This window comes from Bacteroides luhongzhouii (assembly GCF_009193295.2).
In the GTDB taxonomy this organism is placed as follows: domain Bacteria; phylum Bacteroidota; class Bacteroidia; order Bacteroidales; family Bacteroidaceae; genus Bacteroides; species Bacteroides luhongzhouii.
In genome coordinates this window covers 1,592,090-1,608,102 of record NZ_CP059973.1, presented here as the reverse complement: position 1 = coordinate 1,608,102, position 16,013 = coordinate 1,592,090, and the positions used below count along the sequence as shown (strand labels likewise).

The window sequence follows — 16,013 nt, the reverse complement described above, 5'->3', positions numbered from 1 at the left end:
AAATCAGATAAAAATGGCAAATTACGATATCCGCCCTCTACAGCTTCGCATATTAAAGAATTTATTAGCTGTTGACAAAGTTTGCAAAGAACATAATCTGCGATATTACATCATGGCAGGCACCATGCTGGGAGCCGTCCGCCACAAAGGATTTATCCCCTGGGATGATGATCTGGATATCGGTATGCCAAGAGCCGATTATGATTTATTAATGGCTAATGCCAAAGAATGGTTGCCGAAACCATACGAAGCTGTATGTGCTGAAAACGACAAGGAATATCCTCTTCCATTCGCAAAAGTACAGGATGCTGACACAACTCTAATTGAGCGTATGCATCTTAAATATTTGGGAGGTGTATATATTGATATATTTCCACTTGACGGGGTTCCGGAAAGCCGCATGGCGCAAAGAATGCATTTTGCAAAATACGAATTCTACAAACGTGTACTTTATCTGATTCATCGCGATCCATACAAGCATGGAAAAGGCCCCAGTTCATGGATACCGCTATTATGCAGAAAGCTTTTCACCCTTACCGGAGCACAGGAAAGTATCAGGAAAGTAATGAAAAAGTATGATTTCGACCAATCCACATTGGTCTGTGATTATGATGACGGTATGAAAGGAATCATGTCTAAAGATATTCTGGGTACCCCTACTCCAATCTTATTTGAAAATGAAGAAGTATGGGGAGTACAGAAATACGATGTCTATCTGTCACAGAAATACGGAGATTACATGACCATACCTAAACAAAGTGGACAAAGACAGCACAATTTCCATTATTTAGACCTGAATAAACCTTATCGGGAATTTGAAGTCTAACTATAATCACATAAAGGCAAGAAGTAGAAATGAGAATAGGTTTTGACGGAAAACGTGCAGTACAAAATTTCACCGGTTTGGGCAATTATAGCCGCTATATAGTGGATATTCTATGCCAATTCTATCCGGAGAATGAATATGTATTGTATGCCCCCAAGAAACGGGAAAATAAAAGGCTGAACAAATTAACGAAGCAATATCGGCAACTACAGCTTTCTTATCCCACTACTTCTTTCTGGAAAAAGTTAAGTTCATTATGGCGAGTGTTGGGAGTCACCCGCCAATTGGAAAAAGAAAGAATTGATATTTTTCACGGACTTAGCAATGAATTACCCCTGAATATCCATAAAAGTGAGGTAAAAAGTATCGTAACGATCCACGATCTGATATTTCTACGATACCCACAATACTACCATCTGATCGACAGGAATATATATACATACAAATTCCGCAAAGCCTGCGAAAATGCAGATAGAATCATTGCTATCAGCGAATGTACCAAACGTGATATTATTGAGTTTTTCGGAATCCCAGCCGATAAGATAGAGGTTGTTTATCAGGGATGTGATACTTCATTCACGCACTCTGTAACAGAAGAGAAAAAAAGAGAAGTTCGAGCTAAGTATCAGCTACCGGAACACTATATCCTCAACGTAGGAAGTATTGAAGAACGAAAAAATGCCCTTTCGGCAGTACAAGCACTGACAATGCTTCCTGAACAAATCCACCTTGTCATTGTAGGACGCCGTACAGAATACACTGATAAGATTGAACGTTTTATTAAGGAGAACAAGCTGGAAGAAAGAGTGCACATCATCAGCAATGTTCCTTTTGATGATCTGCCGACTTTTTATCAGCTAGCTGAAATTTTTGTATATCCTTCACGCTTTGAAGGCTTTGGCATCCCCATAATAGAAGCTTTATACTCCGGAATTCCGGTAGTAGCCGCAACAGGTTCTTGCCTGGAAGAAGCCGGAGGTCCCGACTCGATCTATATACATCCCGATGATATCAAAGGAATGGCCAATGCTTTCAAACAGATATACTCTGACCCTGAGAGAAAGCAGGAGATGATTGAAAAGGGGCAAACATTTGCCAAAAGATTCTCTGAAGAAAAGCAAGCGGAAGAGATCTTAAACATCTACAAAAAACTAATGAGATGAACGTACTTAAACATACAATAAAGAAATTTATATATGGCACTCTCCCATATTATTTCATGAAAGGATATAAGCCTAGCTCTCCTTATCTGAAATACTATGAATATATTAAAGAGCATGGATATTCAAGACACCTGTATGAATTCAAAGATGAATATGCCAATATGCCCGTTGACGTACAAAAAGACGAGAAGAAAGGTTTATACTATGTTCAAAAAGAAGAGAAACGGCTCTATTTCAGAAAGAGCACTCCGGCCAAGAAAATTCAAAAATATTACAGGGCTTTGAGCATGGAACAAGACAGACGCTCACCTCACCATTACTTCAACAGCGTTAAAGAAGTGACAGGAAAGGTATTTGTGGATGTCGGTTGCGCTGAAGGATATTCTTCATTGGAAATCATCGAAGAAGCTAAACATGTCTACTTGTTTGAGCAGGACGAACAATGGCTGGAGGCCATCAGAGCTACTTTTGAACCATGGCAAAATAAAGTTACGATTGTCCAAAAATATGTAAGCGACCATAATTCTTCGAGAGAACAAACTCTGGATGACTTCTTCAACAATCAAACGGAGGAGCATCTATTTCTAAAAATGGATATCGAAGGAGCTGAACGGCATGCATTGGCCGGATGCAAGAACTTATTTCAGAATTGCCGAAAGTTGGATTTTGCAATTTGCACATACCATCTACATGATGACGAAGCAGTCATTTCTGCATTTTTGGATAAGCATAACTGCACATATACAAATCAAAAAGGGTTTTTCAGGCATAAAATCCGCAGCGTAGTCATGCGCGGAAGTAAAAGCTAATCATTGATAATCAGCAGAAAGCAAGTCACAATAGTCATACTTGCACAGGTATGTATCATAAATGTGCTTTTCTTTTTTCAATAAGAAACGTGAAATATGCGGTTCCCAGGAAAAAAACTTACGCACAGAACGGTACAAACGAAAGAATAAAATCAAGGATACGATATGCTTTTCTTTTTCTTTTCGCGCCGCACGACGATAAATATAATGAGTAAAGAACTGATCGCTGTAACGAAGAGCCAGACTAACAGTAGATTTGATATCCCATCCCCTCAAAGAAGCATATTCTGTCATTATATAAGTCAGCACTTCACGAGAGATGCATAAACGACACATATTACGGCATACAGTATCACAATCAATATCTGACAACAACTGCATGCGGTTCACGTCAACCAGAGAAAAACTATATTCATCCGCATCATTCTGATGGATCAATATATTGCCGGGAGAATAGTCCAAATGCAGGATACCTGCCTGATGCAAAGCAACTGTGTAGCGTGCAAAAGCAGAAAGTTTATCTTCGTTTCCTTCCACTTTCCCATCCATCAGGGAACGAACTGTTTCGCCACCATCATAACAACAAATGTAATAGCTATGTGAAAGAAGGCCACTCTGGAATTGTTCGATCATAGCAACTGGCTCCGGAGTGTCAAAGCCATGTTGTTGAATTTCCATAGAGTAAATATAGGAACGCTCTGCTTTTGATTGCCGGAAAAACGAATATACAACACGATTGATGATGTGAGGCTTCTTAAAGCTCTTCACCACAACATCAGTACTGCCCAAGCCAATTCGTTTTAAAACATTACGCCCATCGTACACCACATCTCCTTTTTCCTGGAAGGACCTTGGAATTTCTTCTATCTCCTTCTGCAGATGCGCGTACTTGGGATTTACAATCACTCTCATTACACTCTCCTATATAATACTAATTACAAAGATGGAGCAAAGATAAAGAAATTAAGGCATATTCCGACTATATTTTTTTCTTTTCTCACAAAGATTGGCTAACTCTCTATACATATAAGTACTGTTGCGAACAACTTTAGCCGTTTTTTCTTTTTTCTTTTCATTTATATTTAGACATAAATGCTTTTTTTTAGCTATGTTTGCACGATAAAAAAGCATAAAGAAGTTAAGCATGAAACCAATCAAAAAAATTCTGATTATTCGATTTAGACAAATAGGAGACTCTATTCTAGCTGTTGCATTGTGCAGTACACTGAAAAAAAGTTTTCCCGATGCAGAAATACATTTTGTGCTTAATAAAAATATAGCATCGCTCTATGAGGGTCATCCGGACATAGATAAGGTTATTACATTTGACAAGAATGAGAATAAACCATTCACTGCTTACATAAAAAAAGTATGGCAAGTGACGCACCAAAACAAATACGATGTCATCATCGATATGCGCTCTACGATCCGGACTCTTTTTTTCTCTCTTTTTTCATTAAAAACTCCTTTCCGGATAGGGCGCATCAAGGGATATACACGTTCCCTATTAAATTATCGAGCAGACACTTACAGCAATAGTCTGACAATTGATATGGTAGAACGCAACCTATTGCTTGCAGCGCCATTAGAGAAAATCAAGCCTATTCAATATACAAAAGAATTCAGGTTATACCTCACTGACCAGGAGAAAAAAGACTTTCGATATTATATGGAAAAGGAGGGGATAGATTTCGCGCGCCCTGTATTCCTAATAGGAGTCACCACTAAGCTCCTCCATAAAAAATGGAATACGGAGTTCATGATAGCCACACTTAAAAGAATATTGGAAGAATACAAGGACATACAAATGATCTTCAACTATGCACCGGGGTATGAAGAAGAAGATGCAAGAAATATCTACAAGGAATTGGGATGTCCGGAACGCATCAAGATCGACATACAAGCCTCTTCATTACGACAGCTAGCCGCACTTTGCGCCAACTGCTCATTTTATTTCGGAAACGAAGGAGGAGCCCGGCACATTGCGCAAGCCCTCGAAATCCCTTCATTCGCTATTTATTCACCAAGCGCTTCCAAATCAATGTGGTTACCTGTAAATTCCGTACTTGCCCGAGGAATTAGTCCCGACGACATTCTTCCGCCGGAACAACAAGCGACATTAACTTATGAGGAACGTTTTGCATTAATCACTCCAGAAAAGGTATACGAGCAATTAATTTCGACATTAACGCAACTGAGCTAACTCGCGATATAAATCAAGATAAGCTTGTATATGCTTCTCATAACTGAATGAAGCCGCATGTTCTTTCATTCTGGTCAAGCGTTCTTCATCTTTATAGAAATCAGGCAAATGTTCCCGGATACTTTGCACCATAGATTCTGCATCCAAATGTTCCCACATGATGGCATGTCCATTACAAACTTCCGGTAAACTAGTGCGATTAGCAGCAAATACAGCCTTTCCAAACTGCATAGCTTCCACCACAGGAAGTCCAAAGCCTTCTCCTTCACTAGGAAACAGGAACGCCTCACAGTTCCGATACAACCATATCTTTTCACTTTGAGTGATTACATCTGTCAAAAACACATTAGTGACTTGCTTCTCACGAATCAAGCTACGCACTTCTTCAGCATAAGCGAAATGGGCATCCCCACAAATATATAAATCATATTCCGGGAAATGGCGCATTACGTCAACCAGAAGATGGAAATTCTTTTTTCTACGGATTTGTCCAATCGTAAAAAAGAAGGGACGTCCCGTTGCGAAAGAGGGTTGGGTTCCTTCCAACATATCGATCCTCTCCACCCCATTATAGATGACTCGAATCTCTTTTCCCTTCAAATCTATATGTTGGCGAATGACATCTGCTACATAATGAGAAATCGTTGTGACTACGGCGGCCTTATTGACTTTATTCTGCATCCGGCGAAGATACATTTTAGCCTTCCAGGGCTTTTTCTCCGTTAAGAAATTGAAGTCATGTATAGTAAAGATAAACTTTGTACCACCGGCAATACGCAACAACTTCCGCTGCTGATTCACCGCATGCCATACATCTACTTTAGGAAGAGTAAAAGGGAAAAATTTATTGATACGACGTACCGGAACAGAGGTCACATTCGGACCAAATTCCTGCATATATTTCTGTCTCAACAAATATACAAAATGAAGATCCTCTACCGACATAGACGAAAAAGCGGCCGCATAGTTGGCCGCAATCTGTCCGAAACCAGCTGTTAGACTACCATAATTTGTAAGATCTATCAGTACCTTTTTCTTTCGTTGTATCTCTTTTTCCATCATTATTTGATTCTACGCTCTTTCGACTCAAAAAACAACTAAATTGAATTCCTGCAAATATCAACCGACAATCCCTTCTATTTTTGCAATAACCTGTTCTGGCTTTATATCTCTTAAACAGGCATAATCACCACGCCAGCAAGGCTTCTGTCCATATACAGAGCAGGGACGACATGATAAATCAAGCTGCACGGTATTGACCGGCAATTGCTTCCAGCCCATAAAACCAGCATAAGGATGAGTTGCTCCCCAAACAGAAACAACCGGAATATTGACCAAGGACGCCAAATGCATATTGGCAGAATCCATCGAAAGCATCACATCCAAATGACTCATCAGATTCAGCTCGGTACGCATATTCAGCTTACCTATCATTGAAACAACAGAAGGATATTTAGCAATCCATGCGTCAAACACTTCCTGCTCGTTTTTGCCACCTCCAAAAAGAAAAACTTTCACTTGCGGATTAGCTGCAAAATGTGCTATAACTTGCTCCTGTAACTCTAACGGATAAATTTTACCTCTGTGTTTGGCAAAAGGAGCTATACCAATCCATTTTTGATCTTCTTTAGGTCCTGTGACTGGCTCTATCTCCGCAAAGTTGCCTTTTCCTTCGCCATAAATAGAAGAAAAATTTAATAAAACCGGCAAACCGAGCTTCTCAAGCACATCGGCATAACGGCGAAAAGAACTCTTCTGATTCTCCATCACCTTATCGTGACGACGAACCAGTTTCTTTTTACCTGCCCTTCCCTTACATATGGAAGCTACCGGTTTATTGGCAAGACGGAATCGCAGACATAAATATTTTGAACGAAGCACATGATGAAAATCTGCGATGTAATCGAAATGCATGGCTTTCAATTCTGAATAAAGGCTATTCAAGCCCCAAAGTCCCTTGTGTTTGCCTGTTAAGTCAGCTCCGACAAAGCCTACATTCGCAGGCAGCCCCTGAAAGAGCGGCTGCCATACAGCACGACTTAACACTGTTATTTCGTGCTGCGGGTATTGAACAGCCAGCGAATGTATTACCGGAATTGTCATGGCTACATCGCCAAGAGCTGAAAAACGAATAATGAGAATACGCGCCATTCGTTATTTTTTAGCATAAAGCACCGGATTCAATGCCGGGTCATTATACATCTTCATCTGTTTATATACTTTCATATACTTTCTCCCGGCTTCGATATCAGCCAACAACTGCTCAATAGCCACAGAGAGGTCTTTACGTTGTTCCAGCAGAATATTCAGCTTAGCCTGACATTGAGCACGGTGTTCCTCTGTGGTATCCGTACGTTCCACTTCCTGCTGCATGTGGTAAATTTTCAATGCAAGAATTGACAAGCGGTCAATAGCCCATGCAGGACTTTCTGTATTGATCGTTGCGTCAGAGAGAGGTTTTACCTCTTTGTATTTGTCTAAGAAGTAGCTATCAATTAATTCCACCAAGTCTGTACGATCCTGATTTGATTTATCAATTCTTCTTTTCAAAGCCAATGCTTCCACCGGATCAATCTGCGGGTCACGGATAATATCCTCAAAATGCCATTGCACAGCATCAATCCAGTTCTTTAGATATAAATAATACTCAATAGTTTTCAACTCGTAAGGATTGTTCATCGGAGCATCCACACTATCTGTTACATGGTAATCTGTTGTCGATTTCCAAAAAATCTCGTTGCAAAGGTTACTAAATGTCATAATCTTAACTAGCTAATAGATATATAATAGGGCAAATCTATGTAATATTTTTCAGACAAGCAACCGTTTCTTACTTTTTTATTTGTTACCTTTGTGGGTATAAAAGATGAATTGTATATGAAAATTATTATCGACAATAAAATACCTTATATAAAAGAAGCGGTTCAGAAAATAGCCGATGAGGTGGTTTATATACCGGGGAAAGATTTCACTCCGGAGCTCGTACGGGATGCAGACGCGCTTATTGTCCGTACCCGCACACATTGCAACCGGGATTTATTGGAAGGTAGTCGGGTGAAATTCATAGCGACGGCAACTATTGGTTTCGATCACATTGATACAGAGTATTGCAAACATGCAGGTATAGAATGGACAAATGCTCCGGGATGTAACTCTGCTTCTGTCGCCCAATATATACAGTCATCGCTTCTGGTGTGGAAATCTTGCAGAAACAAAAAGTTAAACGAACTGACGATTGGAATCATAGGAGTGGGAAACGTAGGGAGTAAAGTCGCTAAAGTTGCCCGGAATTTTGGTATGCGCGTTTTACTGAATGATTTGCCACGGGAGGAAAAAGAAGGAACAGAGCAGTTCGTCTCACTAAATAAAATAGCAGAAGAATGTGATATCATTACCTTTCACGTACCTTTATATAAGGAAGGGAAATATAAAACCTTCCACCTGGCAGATGAGAGTTTCTTCCGGTCACTCAAACAAGGACCGGTTATCATTAATACTTCACGAGGAGAGGTCATTGACACTGATGCTCTTTTAAAAGCCTTGGAGAGTCGGACCATCTCGGATGCCATCATTGATGTATGGGAACATGAACCGGAAATCAACCGTGAGTTATTGGAAAAAGTATTTATTGGCACTCCCCACATTGCGGGTTATTCTGCCGATGGAAAAGCAAACGCCACACGCATGTCACTGGATGCTATTTGCAAATTCTTCCAAATAGAAGGTGATTATAATATAAATGCACCGGCACCGGCCTCTCCTATTATACATGCCAAAAACCATGAAGAAGCAATCCTCCAAATGTATAATCCTGTCGAAGATAGTACCCGATTGAAAAATCAACCGGAACTATTCGAAACCTTACGCGGGGATTATCCTTTACGACGAGAAGAGACAGCTTATTTAATTAAGTATTAAGTAATACTTGCTCTATGACTTGCGGGAAGTGTTCATATTCCAAGGCATGCACTTTCTTGGCTACATCATCCGGAGAATCTGTCGGAAGAACAGGACAGGTAGCCTGGAAGATTGCATTTCCTTCGTCATAATGCTCATTTATATAATGTATAGTGATACCGCTTTCCTTTTCACCAGCAGCCACTACCGCTTCATGAACCCGATCACCATACATTCCCCTTCCCCCGAACTTCGGCAGAAGAGCAGGATGTATATTTATAATTTTATCGGGATAAGCATGCAAAAGCAAGTCAGGCACACGAACCAGAAAGCCAGCCAGTACGACAAAGTCGATACGATACTCCTGCAAAATAGCCAATATTTCATCTCCGGCTATCCAGTCCTCCTTTGGAAACACGTTAGAAGGCACTCCCAAACGATGCGCACGTTCCAAAACATAGGCATCACTTTTATTAGAAAGCACCAACGAAACCTGAACGGAATCGTTTTTTTGGAAATACCGGATAATATTCTCGGCATTTGAACCGGAACCGGAAGCAAAAATTGCGATGTTTTTCTTCATAACTCTCAAATTCGATGCACAAAACAGTGAAAAATGTGCAAAACTTTGCATTTATTTAGTCAAATATTTGCGCAAAACGATAAATATTCATTCCTTTGCACCGCAAATTTAAAGAAATAAAACTAATTATTAATTAAAAACTTAAAGTTATGTCTGAAATTGCATCAAGAGTAAAAGCGATTATCGTTGATAAATTAGGCGTAGAAGAATCAGAAGTTACAACCGAAGCAAGCTTCACTAACGACCTGGGAGCAGATTCTCTTGACACTGTAGAACTTATCATGGAATTCGAAAAAGAATTCGGTATCTCTATTCCTGATGACCAAGCAGAAAAGATTGGTACTGTAGGTGATGCTGTATCTTATATCGAAGAACACGCTAAGTAATTCGATTTCATCAATATGGAATTAAAAAGAGTGGTAGTAACAGGCCTTGGCGCCATTACTCCCGTTGGCAACAGCGTTCCCGAGTTTTGGGAAAACATTGTGAACGGGGTTAGTGGAGCAGGGCCTATTACTCATTTTGATGCGTCGTTATTCAAGACCCAATTCGCATGCGAAGTGAAAAACTTCGATGCAACGAAATACATAGACCGCAAAGAAGCAAGAAAGATGGACCTGTATACTCAATATGCCATCGCTGTTGCCAAAGAAGCGGTGAGTGATTCCGGTCTTGATGTCGAGAAAGAAGACTTGAACAAAATCGGTGTTATTTTCGGCGCCGGTATTGGTGGTATACATACATTTGAAGAAGAGGTAGGCAACTACTACACTCGTCAGGAAATGGGTCCGAAATTTAATCCGTTCTTCATTCCAAAGATGATTTCGGATATTGCAGCCGGACAGATTTCTATCATGTATGGTTTCCATGGTCCTAACTACGCGACTTGTTCAGCATGTGCTACTTCAACCAATGCTATTGCAGATGCTTTCAACCTGATTCGTCTGGGTAAAGCAAACGTGATTGTATCCGGTGGTTCGGAAGCTGCGATCTTCCCGGCAGGTGTGGGCGGTTTCAACGCTATGCACGCATTGTCAACACGCAACGACGAAGCTTCTAAAGCTTCACGTCCGTTTAGCGCAAGCCGTGATGGCTTCGTTATGGGCGAAGGTGGCGGTTGCCTGATCCTGGAAGAACTGGAACACGCTAAAGCTCGCGGTGCAAAAATCTATGCAGAAGTTGCCGGTGTAGGTATGTCTGCAGATGCACATCACCTGACAGCTTCTCATCCGGAAGGTCTGGGAGCGAAATTAGTGATGAGAAATGCACTGGAAGATGCGGAAATGGATCCGAAAGAAGTAGATTATATCAATGTACACGGTACATCTACTCCGGTTGGTGATATTTCAGAAGCAAAAGCAATCAAGGAAGTATTCGGTGATCATGCGTTCGAGTTGAACATCAGTTCAACAAAATCAATGACAGGTCACTTGCTGGGAGCTGCCGGTGCGGTAGAATCTATTGCAAGTATCCTTGCTATCAAGAACGGCATTGTTCCTCCGACTATCAACCACGAAGAAGGTGACAACGACGAGAACATCGACTATAACCTTAATTTCACGTTCAATAAAGCACAGAAACGCGAAGTTAATGTTGCCCTGTCCAATACATTTGGATTTGGCGGTCACAATGCGTGCGTTATCTTCAAGAAATACGCAGAGTAATATCGTGTTACGTAATGAAATAGATAAGATAAGGCTCTTGTTCCGCAAGGATAGAGAGTCTTATCTTTGTTTTTACCGGATACTCGGGTTCTACCCGCGCAATATCCAGCTTTATGAGCAGGCTCTCCTGCACAAATCGACTTCTGTCCGCTCCGACAAGGGACGTCCCCTCAACAATGAACGACTGGAGTTTTTAGGTGACGCCATCCTCGACGCCATCGTAGGAGATATTGTCTATAAACGTTTTGAAGGGAAAAGGGAAGGTTTCTTGACCAACACACGTTCTAAGATCGTACAACGGGAGACTTTGAATAAGTTGGCCGTTGAAATCGGTTTGGACAAACTCATAAAGTATTCTACCCGCTCTTCTTCTCACAACAGTTACATGTACGGAAATGCTTTTGAGGCATTTATCGGAGCTATTTATCTGGATCAGGGGTATGAACGTTGCAAACAATTTATGGAACAACGGATTATCAACCACTACATCGACCTGGATAAAATATCCCGAAAAGAGGTCAACTTCAAATCCAAACTTATTGAGTGGAGCCAAAAAAACAAGATGAAGGTTTCCTTTGAGTTAATCGAGCAGTTCCTCGATCATGACAGCAATCCTGTTTTCCAAACCGAAGTACGCATTGAAGGGCTTCCGGCAGGAACAGGTACGGGATATTCCAAGAAAGAGTCTCAGCAGAATGCCGCCCAAATGGCTATAAGGAAAGTAAAGGAGCCCGAATTTATGTCAACCATCGAAGAGATCAAAGCACAACATTCGGTAACTGCAACAGAACCGGAGAATGTTTCAGAAGAAAACATCCCCGATAATGAAATCTCTATGGTACAACTTACCACAGAAACCGCAGAGACAGAGACTAGCCAAAGCAAATCCCCATGCGACGCCCTTGAATCACCAAATCGTGATCTTCAGTAACTAATTTCAGTTTTCCTGCAACTTCTTCAAGAGGGATAGATGCTATGTCGTCTCCTTTTAAAGCTACCATACGCCCGAATTCGCCATTGGCGATCAATTCTGTCGCATGGCCGCCCATACGGGTAGAAAGATTACGATCGAAAGGAGTAGGTGAACCACCACGCTGAATATACCCTAGAACTGTTTCACGGGTCTCTATACCAGTCTCATATTCAATCTCCTGCGCAATATATTCAGCAGCACGTTTGCGCCCGTCAGTCTGAATACCTTCTGCTACCACTACAATAGAATAAGGTTTACCCTTCTTCAGCCTCTCCAGAATCGTATTACCAATATTTTTAATGTCATAAGCGATTTCGGGGACAAGAATCACATCTCCTCCTCCTGCCATACCGGAATACAAAGCAATCCAACCCGCTTTATGCCCCATCACTTCAATCACCATCACTCTTTTGTGAGAACTTGCGGTGGAATGTAAGCGGTCGATAGCATCGGTAGCAATACTTACTGCCGAATCGAAACCAAAAGAGATGTCTGTACCCCAAATATCATTATCAATAGTTTTGGGCACAGATACGATATTTACTCCCATCGCAGCAAACTTCGCCGCAGTCTTTTGTGTTCCATTTCCGCCGATACAAACGACACAATCGAGTCCCATTTCCCGGATATTCTGAAGGATTAAAGACGGTTTGTCAACATCCGAGATAACGCCACCTTTTTTGAAAGGCTTCTCACGAGAGGTTCCTAACATCGTTCCACCCAGATTGAGCAAACCGGAAAGCGACTTATCCGTAATAGATTCGACATCTTTAGTCAGCAAGCCCTGAAAACCGCTGTGAATACCTACCACTTCCATCCCGTAATAATTGATGGCAGTTTTGCACACGCCACGAATCGTGGCATTGATACCGGGACAGTCCCCGCCGGATGTTAAGATTCCAATTCTCATTGTCGCATTTTTTAGTCTAAAACTCGGGATTTATATGAAACTCGTCTATTTTTAACGATTATTTCCGTCGTAAAGATAGAAAAAAAAGATAAATAAGTTACTTTTGCACGACTAAACATTATTATGTTAAAGCAGAAATGAATATTACAAAAATTATTAGTAAGACTTTCGATTCCCGTTTAAAACAAATAGACTTATATGCTAGTCAGGCTAGTGAGATACAGCATCGTGTGTTAAGCCGCTTAATACACCAGGCCGCTCAAACTGAATGGGGAAGAAAGTACGATTATTCCTCTATCCGTAACTATGAAGATTTCCGTAAACGTGTTCCTATCCAAACATACGAAGAAATCAAACCGTATGTAGAACGTTTGCGAGCCGGGGAACAGAATCTGCTTTGGCCATCGGAGATACGCTGGTTTGCAAAATCCTCCGGAACGACTAATGATAAAAGTAAATTCCTTCCCGTCAGCAAAGAAGCTTTGGAAGATATTCATTACAGAGGAGGAAAAGACGCGGCAGCTCTTTATTTCCGCATCAATCCGGATAGCCATTTCTTCTCTGGCAAGGGACTGATTCTAGGAGGGAGCCATAGCCCGAACCTCAACTCCAATCATAGTTTAGTAGGAGATTTATCCGCTATTCTGATTCAAAACGTAAATCCGCTTATCAATTTCATCCGTGTACCAAGCAAAAAAATTGCGTTGATGAGCGAATGGGAAACCAAGATAGAAGCAATCGCCAACAGCACCATTCCGGTAAATGTGACAAGTTTGTCCGGCGTACCGTCGTGGATGCTGGTACTTATCAAACGTGTCCTTGAAAAGACAGGAAAGCAAGCTCTGGAAGAAGTATGGCCTAACCTGGAAGTCTTCTTCCACGGTGGAGTGGCTTTCACGCCATATCGTGAGCAATATAAACAGGTGATTAAAACACCTAAAATGCATTATGTAGAGACCTACAATGCTTCGGAAGGATATTTCGGAACCCAGAACGACCTTTCCGATCCTGCCATGTTATTAATGATCGACTATGGGATTTTCTACGAATTTGTTCCGTTGGAGGAAGTAGGAGAAGAAAATCCACGGGCTTATTGTCTTGAAGAAGTCGAGCTCAACAAGAACTATGCAATGGTTATTTCTACTTCCTGTGGTTTGTGGAGATACATGATTGGTGATACAGTGAAGTTTACCAGCAAGAATCCCTATAAGTTTGTCATCACGGGAAGAACGAAGCATTTCATCAATGCATTTGGTGAAGAACTGATTGTTGATAATGCTGAAAAAGGATTGGCAAAGGCTTGCGCCGAGACTGGAGCACAAATTTGCGAATACTCTGCGGCGCCGGTGTTTATGGATAAGAACGCAAAATGCAGGCACCAGTGGTTAATAGAATTTGCCAAAATGCCGGATTCGGTAGAAAAGTTCGCCGCGATACTTGACGCTACGCTGAAAGAGGTTAACTCTGACTATGAAGCCAAACGATGGAAAGATATTGCTTTGCAACCATTGGAAGTAATCGTTGCCCGTCAGGGATTGTTCCATGACTGGCTGGCGCAGAAAGGGAAACTGGGAGGGCAACACAAAGTCCCCAGATTAAGCAATACACGCGAATATATAGAAACAATGCTGGTGCTGAATAATAGTACTCATTCGGAAGAATAACCAAAAGCCAAAACATAGCCACCACAAGTTTTCTCTATTACAAAGATACTTGTACAAGGAGGGTGTGTCAACACAACTCTCCAATTCCTTGTAATTCGCATAATCCGTGCCTAAGTTATGTCAATTAGCAAGCTAAGTTTGGTTTTAACGCACTCTCGTCAGAGCGTTTATCTTCCCTATATATAAAATTACCGGGCGTTGACTATGATTCCTCCTCCTAATAGTAATCCGTCTCCATAGAACGCAGCCGCCTGTCCCGGAGCAATGGCAGTTAGCGGTTCGTGGAGCTGCACGTGCAGTAAGCGATCCGGTGTGATGGTAACCGTACCATGGTTCTCCTGCTTGCGATACCGTATCTTCACAATTATGTCAGAGCGTCCTAAAGTACGCTCCTGATTTACAATATTCCAATCTTTCAACCACATTTCCGTTTTTTCCAACGATGAAAGAGAAGCCAACACCACTTCATTCTTTTCCGGATCAATCTCTTTCACAAAAACAGGACGATTCAGATGAATGCCTAAGCCGCGCCTCTGCCCAATAGTATAAAAGGGATGGCCCTCATGCCAGGCAATAAAATTCCCCTTTTCATCGACAAATCGTCCTCTTCTGATTCTGTCAGACCAGGCTTGTTTATCACCGGCCGATGTCTGGTTATTGCTGATTGATGTCTGACCATTTCTGACTAACCAGTCTTTTAAAAAGGTCCGATAGTCCATCGGGCAAAAACAAACACCGATACTATCCTTTTTGGTTGCCACCTTTCGAAAGCCATGTTCAGCAGCCCAAGCACGGGCTTCAACTTTCGTAATATCGCCCATCGGCAACAACATCCTATTAAGAATATCCTGTTTCAATCCCCATAAAAAGAAGGTTTGATCTTTATCCGAGTCGGCAGCATATGTTATATAAAAAGTTTTATTTAGTTGTATATTCTGCGCATAATGCCCGGTAGCAATATAAAAAATCCCCATTTCATCGGCAATTTTAGCAAGCAAAGGCCATTTCAGGTAATTATTGCACAATGTACAGGGGACCGGAGTACGTCCTGCCAGGTATTCCTGCACAAAATATTCAATAATCTGCCGGGCAAATATTTCACGGGCGTCGTATGTTATATGCCGTATTCCTAAACGTTCTGCTAAATTACGGGCATCTTCCAGGTACTCTGTCGAACCATTCAATTCATAAAAACGGAAGGTTACCCCGATTACTTCATAACCGGCTTCCAGCAATCGCATAGCAGCAACAGAGCTATCTGTACCGCCACTCATTCCAAGCAATACGCGTTTGTTTTCCTCTATCATGCTGCAAAATTAAG

Annotated in this window: 16 protein-coding genes; 9 read left to right on the top strand and 7 right to left on the bottom strand. The window is 41.4% G+C overall.

All coding sequences use genetic code 11. The annotated features are described in order from the left end of the window. The first annotated feature begins 13 nt into the window (after positions 1 to 13). Genes GD631_RS05800 through GD631_RS05790 form a run of 3 tightly spaced genes read left to right on the top strand, consistent with a single transcriptional unit; the run spans position 14 to position 2,798 of the window. Positions 14 to 826, top strand: a complete 813-nt coding sequence (locus GD631_RS05800) for a LicD family protein (protein WP_009039123.1) — start codon at positions 14 to 16, stop codon at positions 824 to 826. A gap of 29 nt (positions 827 to 855) precedes the next feature. Next, positions 856 to 1,989 carry a glycosyltransferase family 4 protein gene (locus GD631_RS05795; protein ID WP_143256765.1) on the top strand — a complete coding sequence of 378 codons (1,134 nt, stop codon included), beginning with the start codon at positions 856 to 858 and terminating at the stop codon, positions 1,987 to 1,989. Then, positions 1,986 to 2,798, top strand: a complete 813-nt coding sequence (locus GD631_RS05790) for an FkbM family methyltransferase (protein WP_143256764.1) — start codon at positions 1,986 to 1,988, stop codon at positions 2,796 to 2,798. The genes GD631_RS05795 and GD631_RS05790 overlap by 4 nt, the downstream gene beginning before the upstream one ends. On the opposite strand, the gene GD631_RS05785 is transcribed toward GD631_RS05790, so the two are convergent. Continuing rightward, positions 2,799 to 3,710 (bottom strand): lipopolysaccharide kinase InaA family protein, encoded by a 912-nt coding sequence (locus GD631_RS05785; RefSeq protein WP_143256763.1) that lies wholly within the window; start codon positions 3,708 to 3,710, stop codon positions 2,799 to 2,801. It abuts the gene before it with no gap. A gap of 232 nt (positions 3,711 to 3,942) precedes the next feature. Between GD631_RS05785 and GD631_RS05780 the strand changes: the two genes are divergently transcribed. Next, positions 3,943 to 5,001, top strand: a complete 1,059-nt coding sequence (locus GD631_RS05780; protein ID WP_143256762.1) for a glycosyltransferase family 9 protein — start codon at positions 3,943 to 3,945, stop codon at positions 4,999 to 5,001. Here GD631_RS05780 and GD631_RS05775 read toward each other — a convergent pair. The 3 genes from GD631_RS05775 to GD631_RS05765 are packed head-to-tail and all read right to left on the bottom strand — an operon-like array spanning position 4,984 to position 7,761. Next, positions 4,984 to 6,060, bottom strand: a complete 1,077-nt coding sequence (locus tag GD631_RS05775) for a glycosyltransferase family 4 protein (protein ID WP_117809363.1) — start codon at positions 6,058 to 6,060, stop codon at positions 4,984 to 4,986. The two genes, GD631_RS05780 and GD631_RS05775, sit on opposite strands and share 18 nt — an antisense overlap. A gap of 60 nt (positions 6,061 to 6,120) precedes the next feature. Continuing rightward, the gene (locus tag GD631_RS05770) at positions 6,121 to 7,152 is read right to left on the bottom strand and encodes a glycosyltransferase family 9 protein (RefSeq protein WP_117809352.1); all 1,032 of its coding nucleotides are present in this window, start codon (positions 7,150 to 7,152) and stop codon (positions 6,121 to 6,123) included. Between the two features lie 3 nt (positions 7,153 to 7,155). After that, positions 7,156 to 7,761 (bottom strand): DUF4254 domain-containing protein, encoded by a 606-nt coding sequence (locus GD631_RS05765; protein WP_117809353.1) that lies wholly within the window; start codon positions 7,759 to 7,761, stop codon positions 7,156 to 7,158. Positions 7,762 to 7,878: 117 nt separating this feature from the next. On the opposite strand from GD631_RS05765, the gene pdxB reads away from it, so the two are divergent. Then, the gene (pdxB, locus tag GD631_RS05760; protein WP_143256761.1) at positions 7,879 to 8,919 is read left to right on the top strand and encodes a 4-phosphoerythronate dehydrogenase PdxB; all 1,041 of its coding nucleotides are present in this window, start codon (positions 7,879 to 7,881) and stop codon (positions 8,917 to 8,919) included. Here pdxB and purN read toward each other — a convergent pair. Then, on the bottom strand, positions 8,909 to 9,532 hold the full coding sequence (purN, locus tag GD631_RS05755; protein WP_143256760.1) for a phosphoribosylglycinamide formyltransferase: 624 nt from the start codon (positions 9,530 to 9,532) through the stop codon (positions 8,909 to 8,911). The genes pdxB and purN overlap by 11 nt on opposite strands. Before the next feature lie 98 nt (positions 9,533 to 9,630). Here purN and GD631_RS05750 point away from each other — a divergent pair, with 98 nt between their 5' ends. Genes GD631_RS05750 through rnc form a run of 3 tightly spaced genes read left to right on the top strand, consistent with a single transcriptional unit; the run spans position 9,631 to position 12,076 of the window. Then, positions 9,631 to 9,867, top strand: a complete 237-nt coding sequence (locus GD631_RS05750) for an acyl carrier protein (protein ID WP_002558672.1) — start codon at positions 9,631 to 9,633, stop codon at positions 9,865 to 9,867. Positions 9,868 to 9,882: 15 nt separating this feature from the next. Beyond that, complete coding sequence (fabF, locus tag GD631_RS05745; RefSeq protein WP_117809356.1) at positions 9,883 to 11,145, top strand: beta-ketoacyl-ACP synthase II; 1,263 nt, start codon at positions 9,883 to 9,885, stop codon at positions 11,143 to 11,145. Beyond that, positions 11,111 to 12,076 (top strand): ribonuclease III, encoded by a 966-nt coding sequence (gene rnc, locus GD631_RS05740; protein WP_143256759.1) that lies wholly within the window; start codon positions 11,111 to 11,113, stop codon positions 12,074 to 12,076. The genes fabF and rnc overlap by 35 nt, the downstream gene beginning before the upstream one ends. On the opposite strand, the gene GD631_RS05735 is transcribed toward rnc, so the two are convergent. Then, the gene (locus GD631_RS05735) at positions 12,018 to 13,028 is read right to left on the bottom strand and encodes an ATP-dependent 6-phosphofructokinase (RefSeq protein ID WP_143256758.1); all 1,011 of its coding nucleotides are present in this window, start codon (positions 13,026 to 13,028) and stop codon (positions 12,018 to 12,020) included. The two genes, rnc and GD631_RS05735, sit on opposite strands and share 59 nt — an antisense overlap. A gap of 137 nt (positions 13,029 to 13,165) precedes the next feature. Here GD631_RS05735 and GD631_RS05730 point away from each other — a divergent pair, with 137 nt between their 5' ends. Continuing rightward, on the top strand, positions 13,166 to 14,692 hold the full coding sequence (locus tag GD631_RS05730; RefSeq protein WP_143256757.1) for a GH3 auxin-responsive promoter family protein: 1,527 nt from the start codon (positions 13,166 to 13,168) through the stop codon (positions 14,690 to 14,692). Between the two features lie 188 nt (positions 14,693 to 14,880). Here the strand turns inward: GD631_RS05730 and mnmA are convergent, their stop codons facing one another. After that, the gene (gene mnmA / locus GD631_RS05725; protein WP_143256756.1) at positions 14,881 to 15,999 is read right to left on the bottom strand and encodes a tRNA 2-thiouridine(34) synthase MnmA; all 1,119 of its coding nucleotides are present in this window, start codon (positions 15,997 to 15,999) and stop codon (positions 14,881 to 14,883) included. Between the last annotated feature and the right edge of the window lie 14 nt (positions 16,000 to 16,013).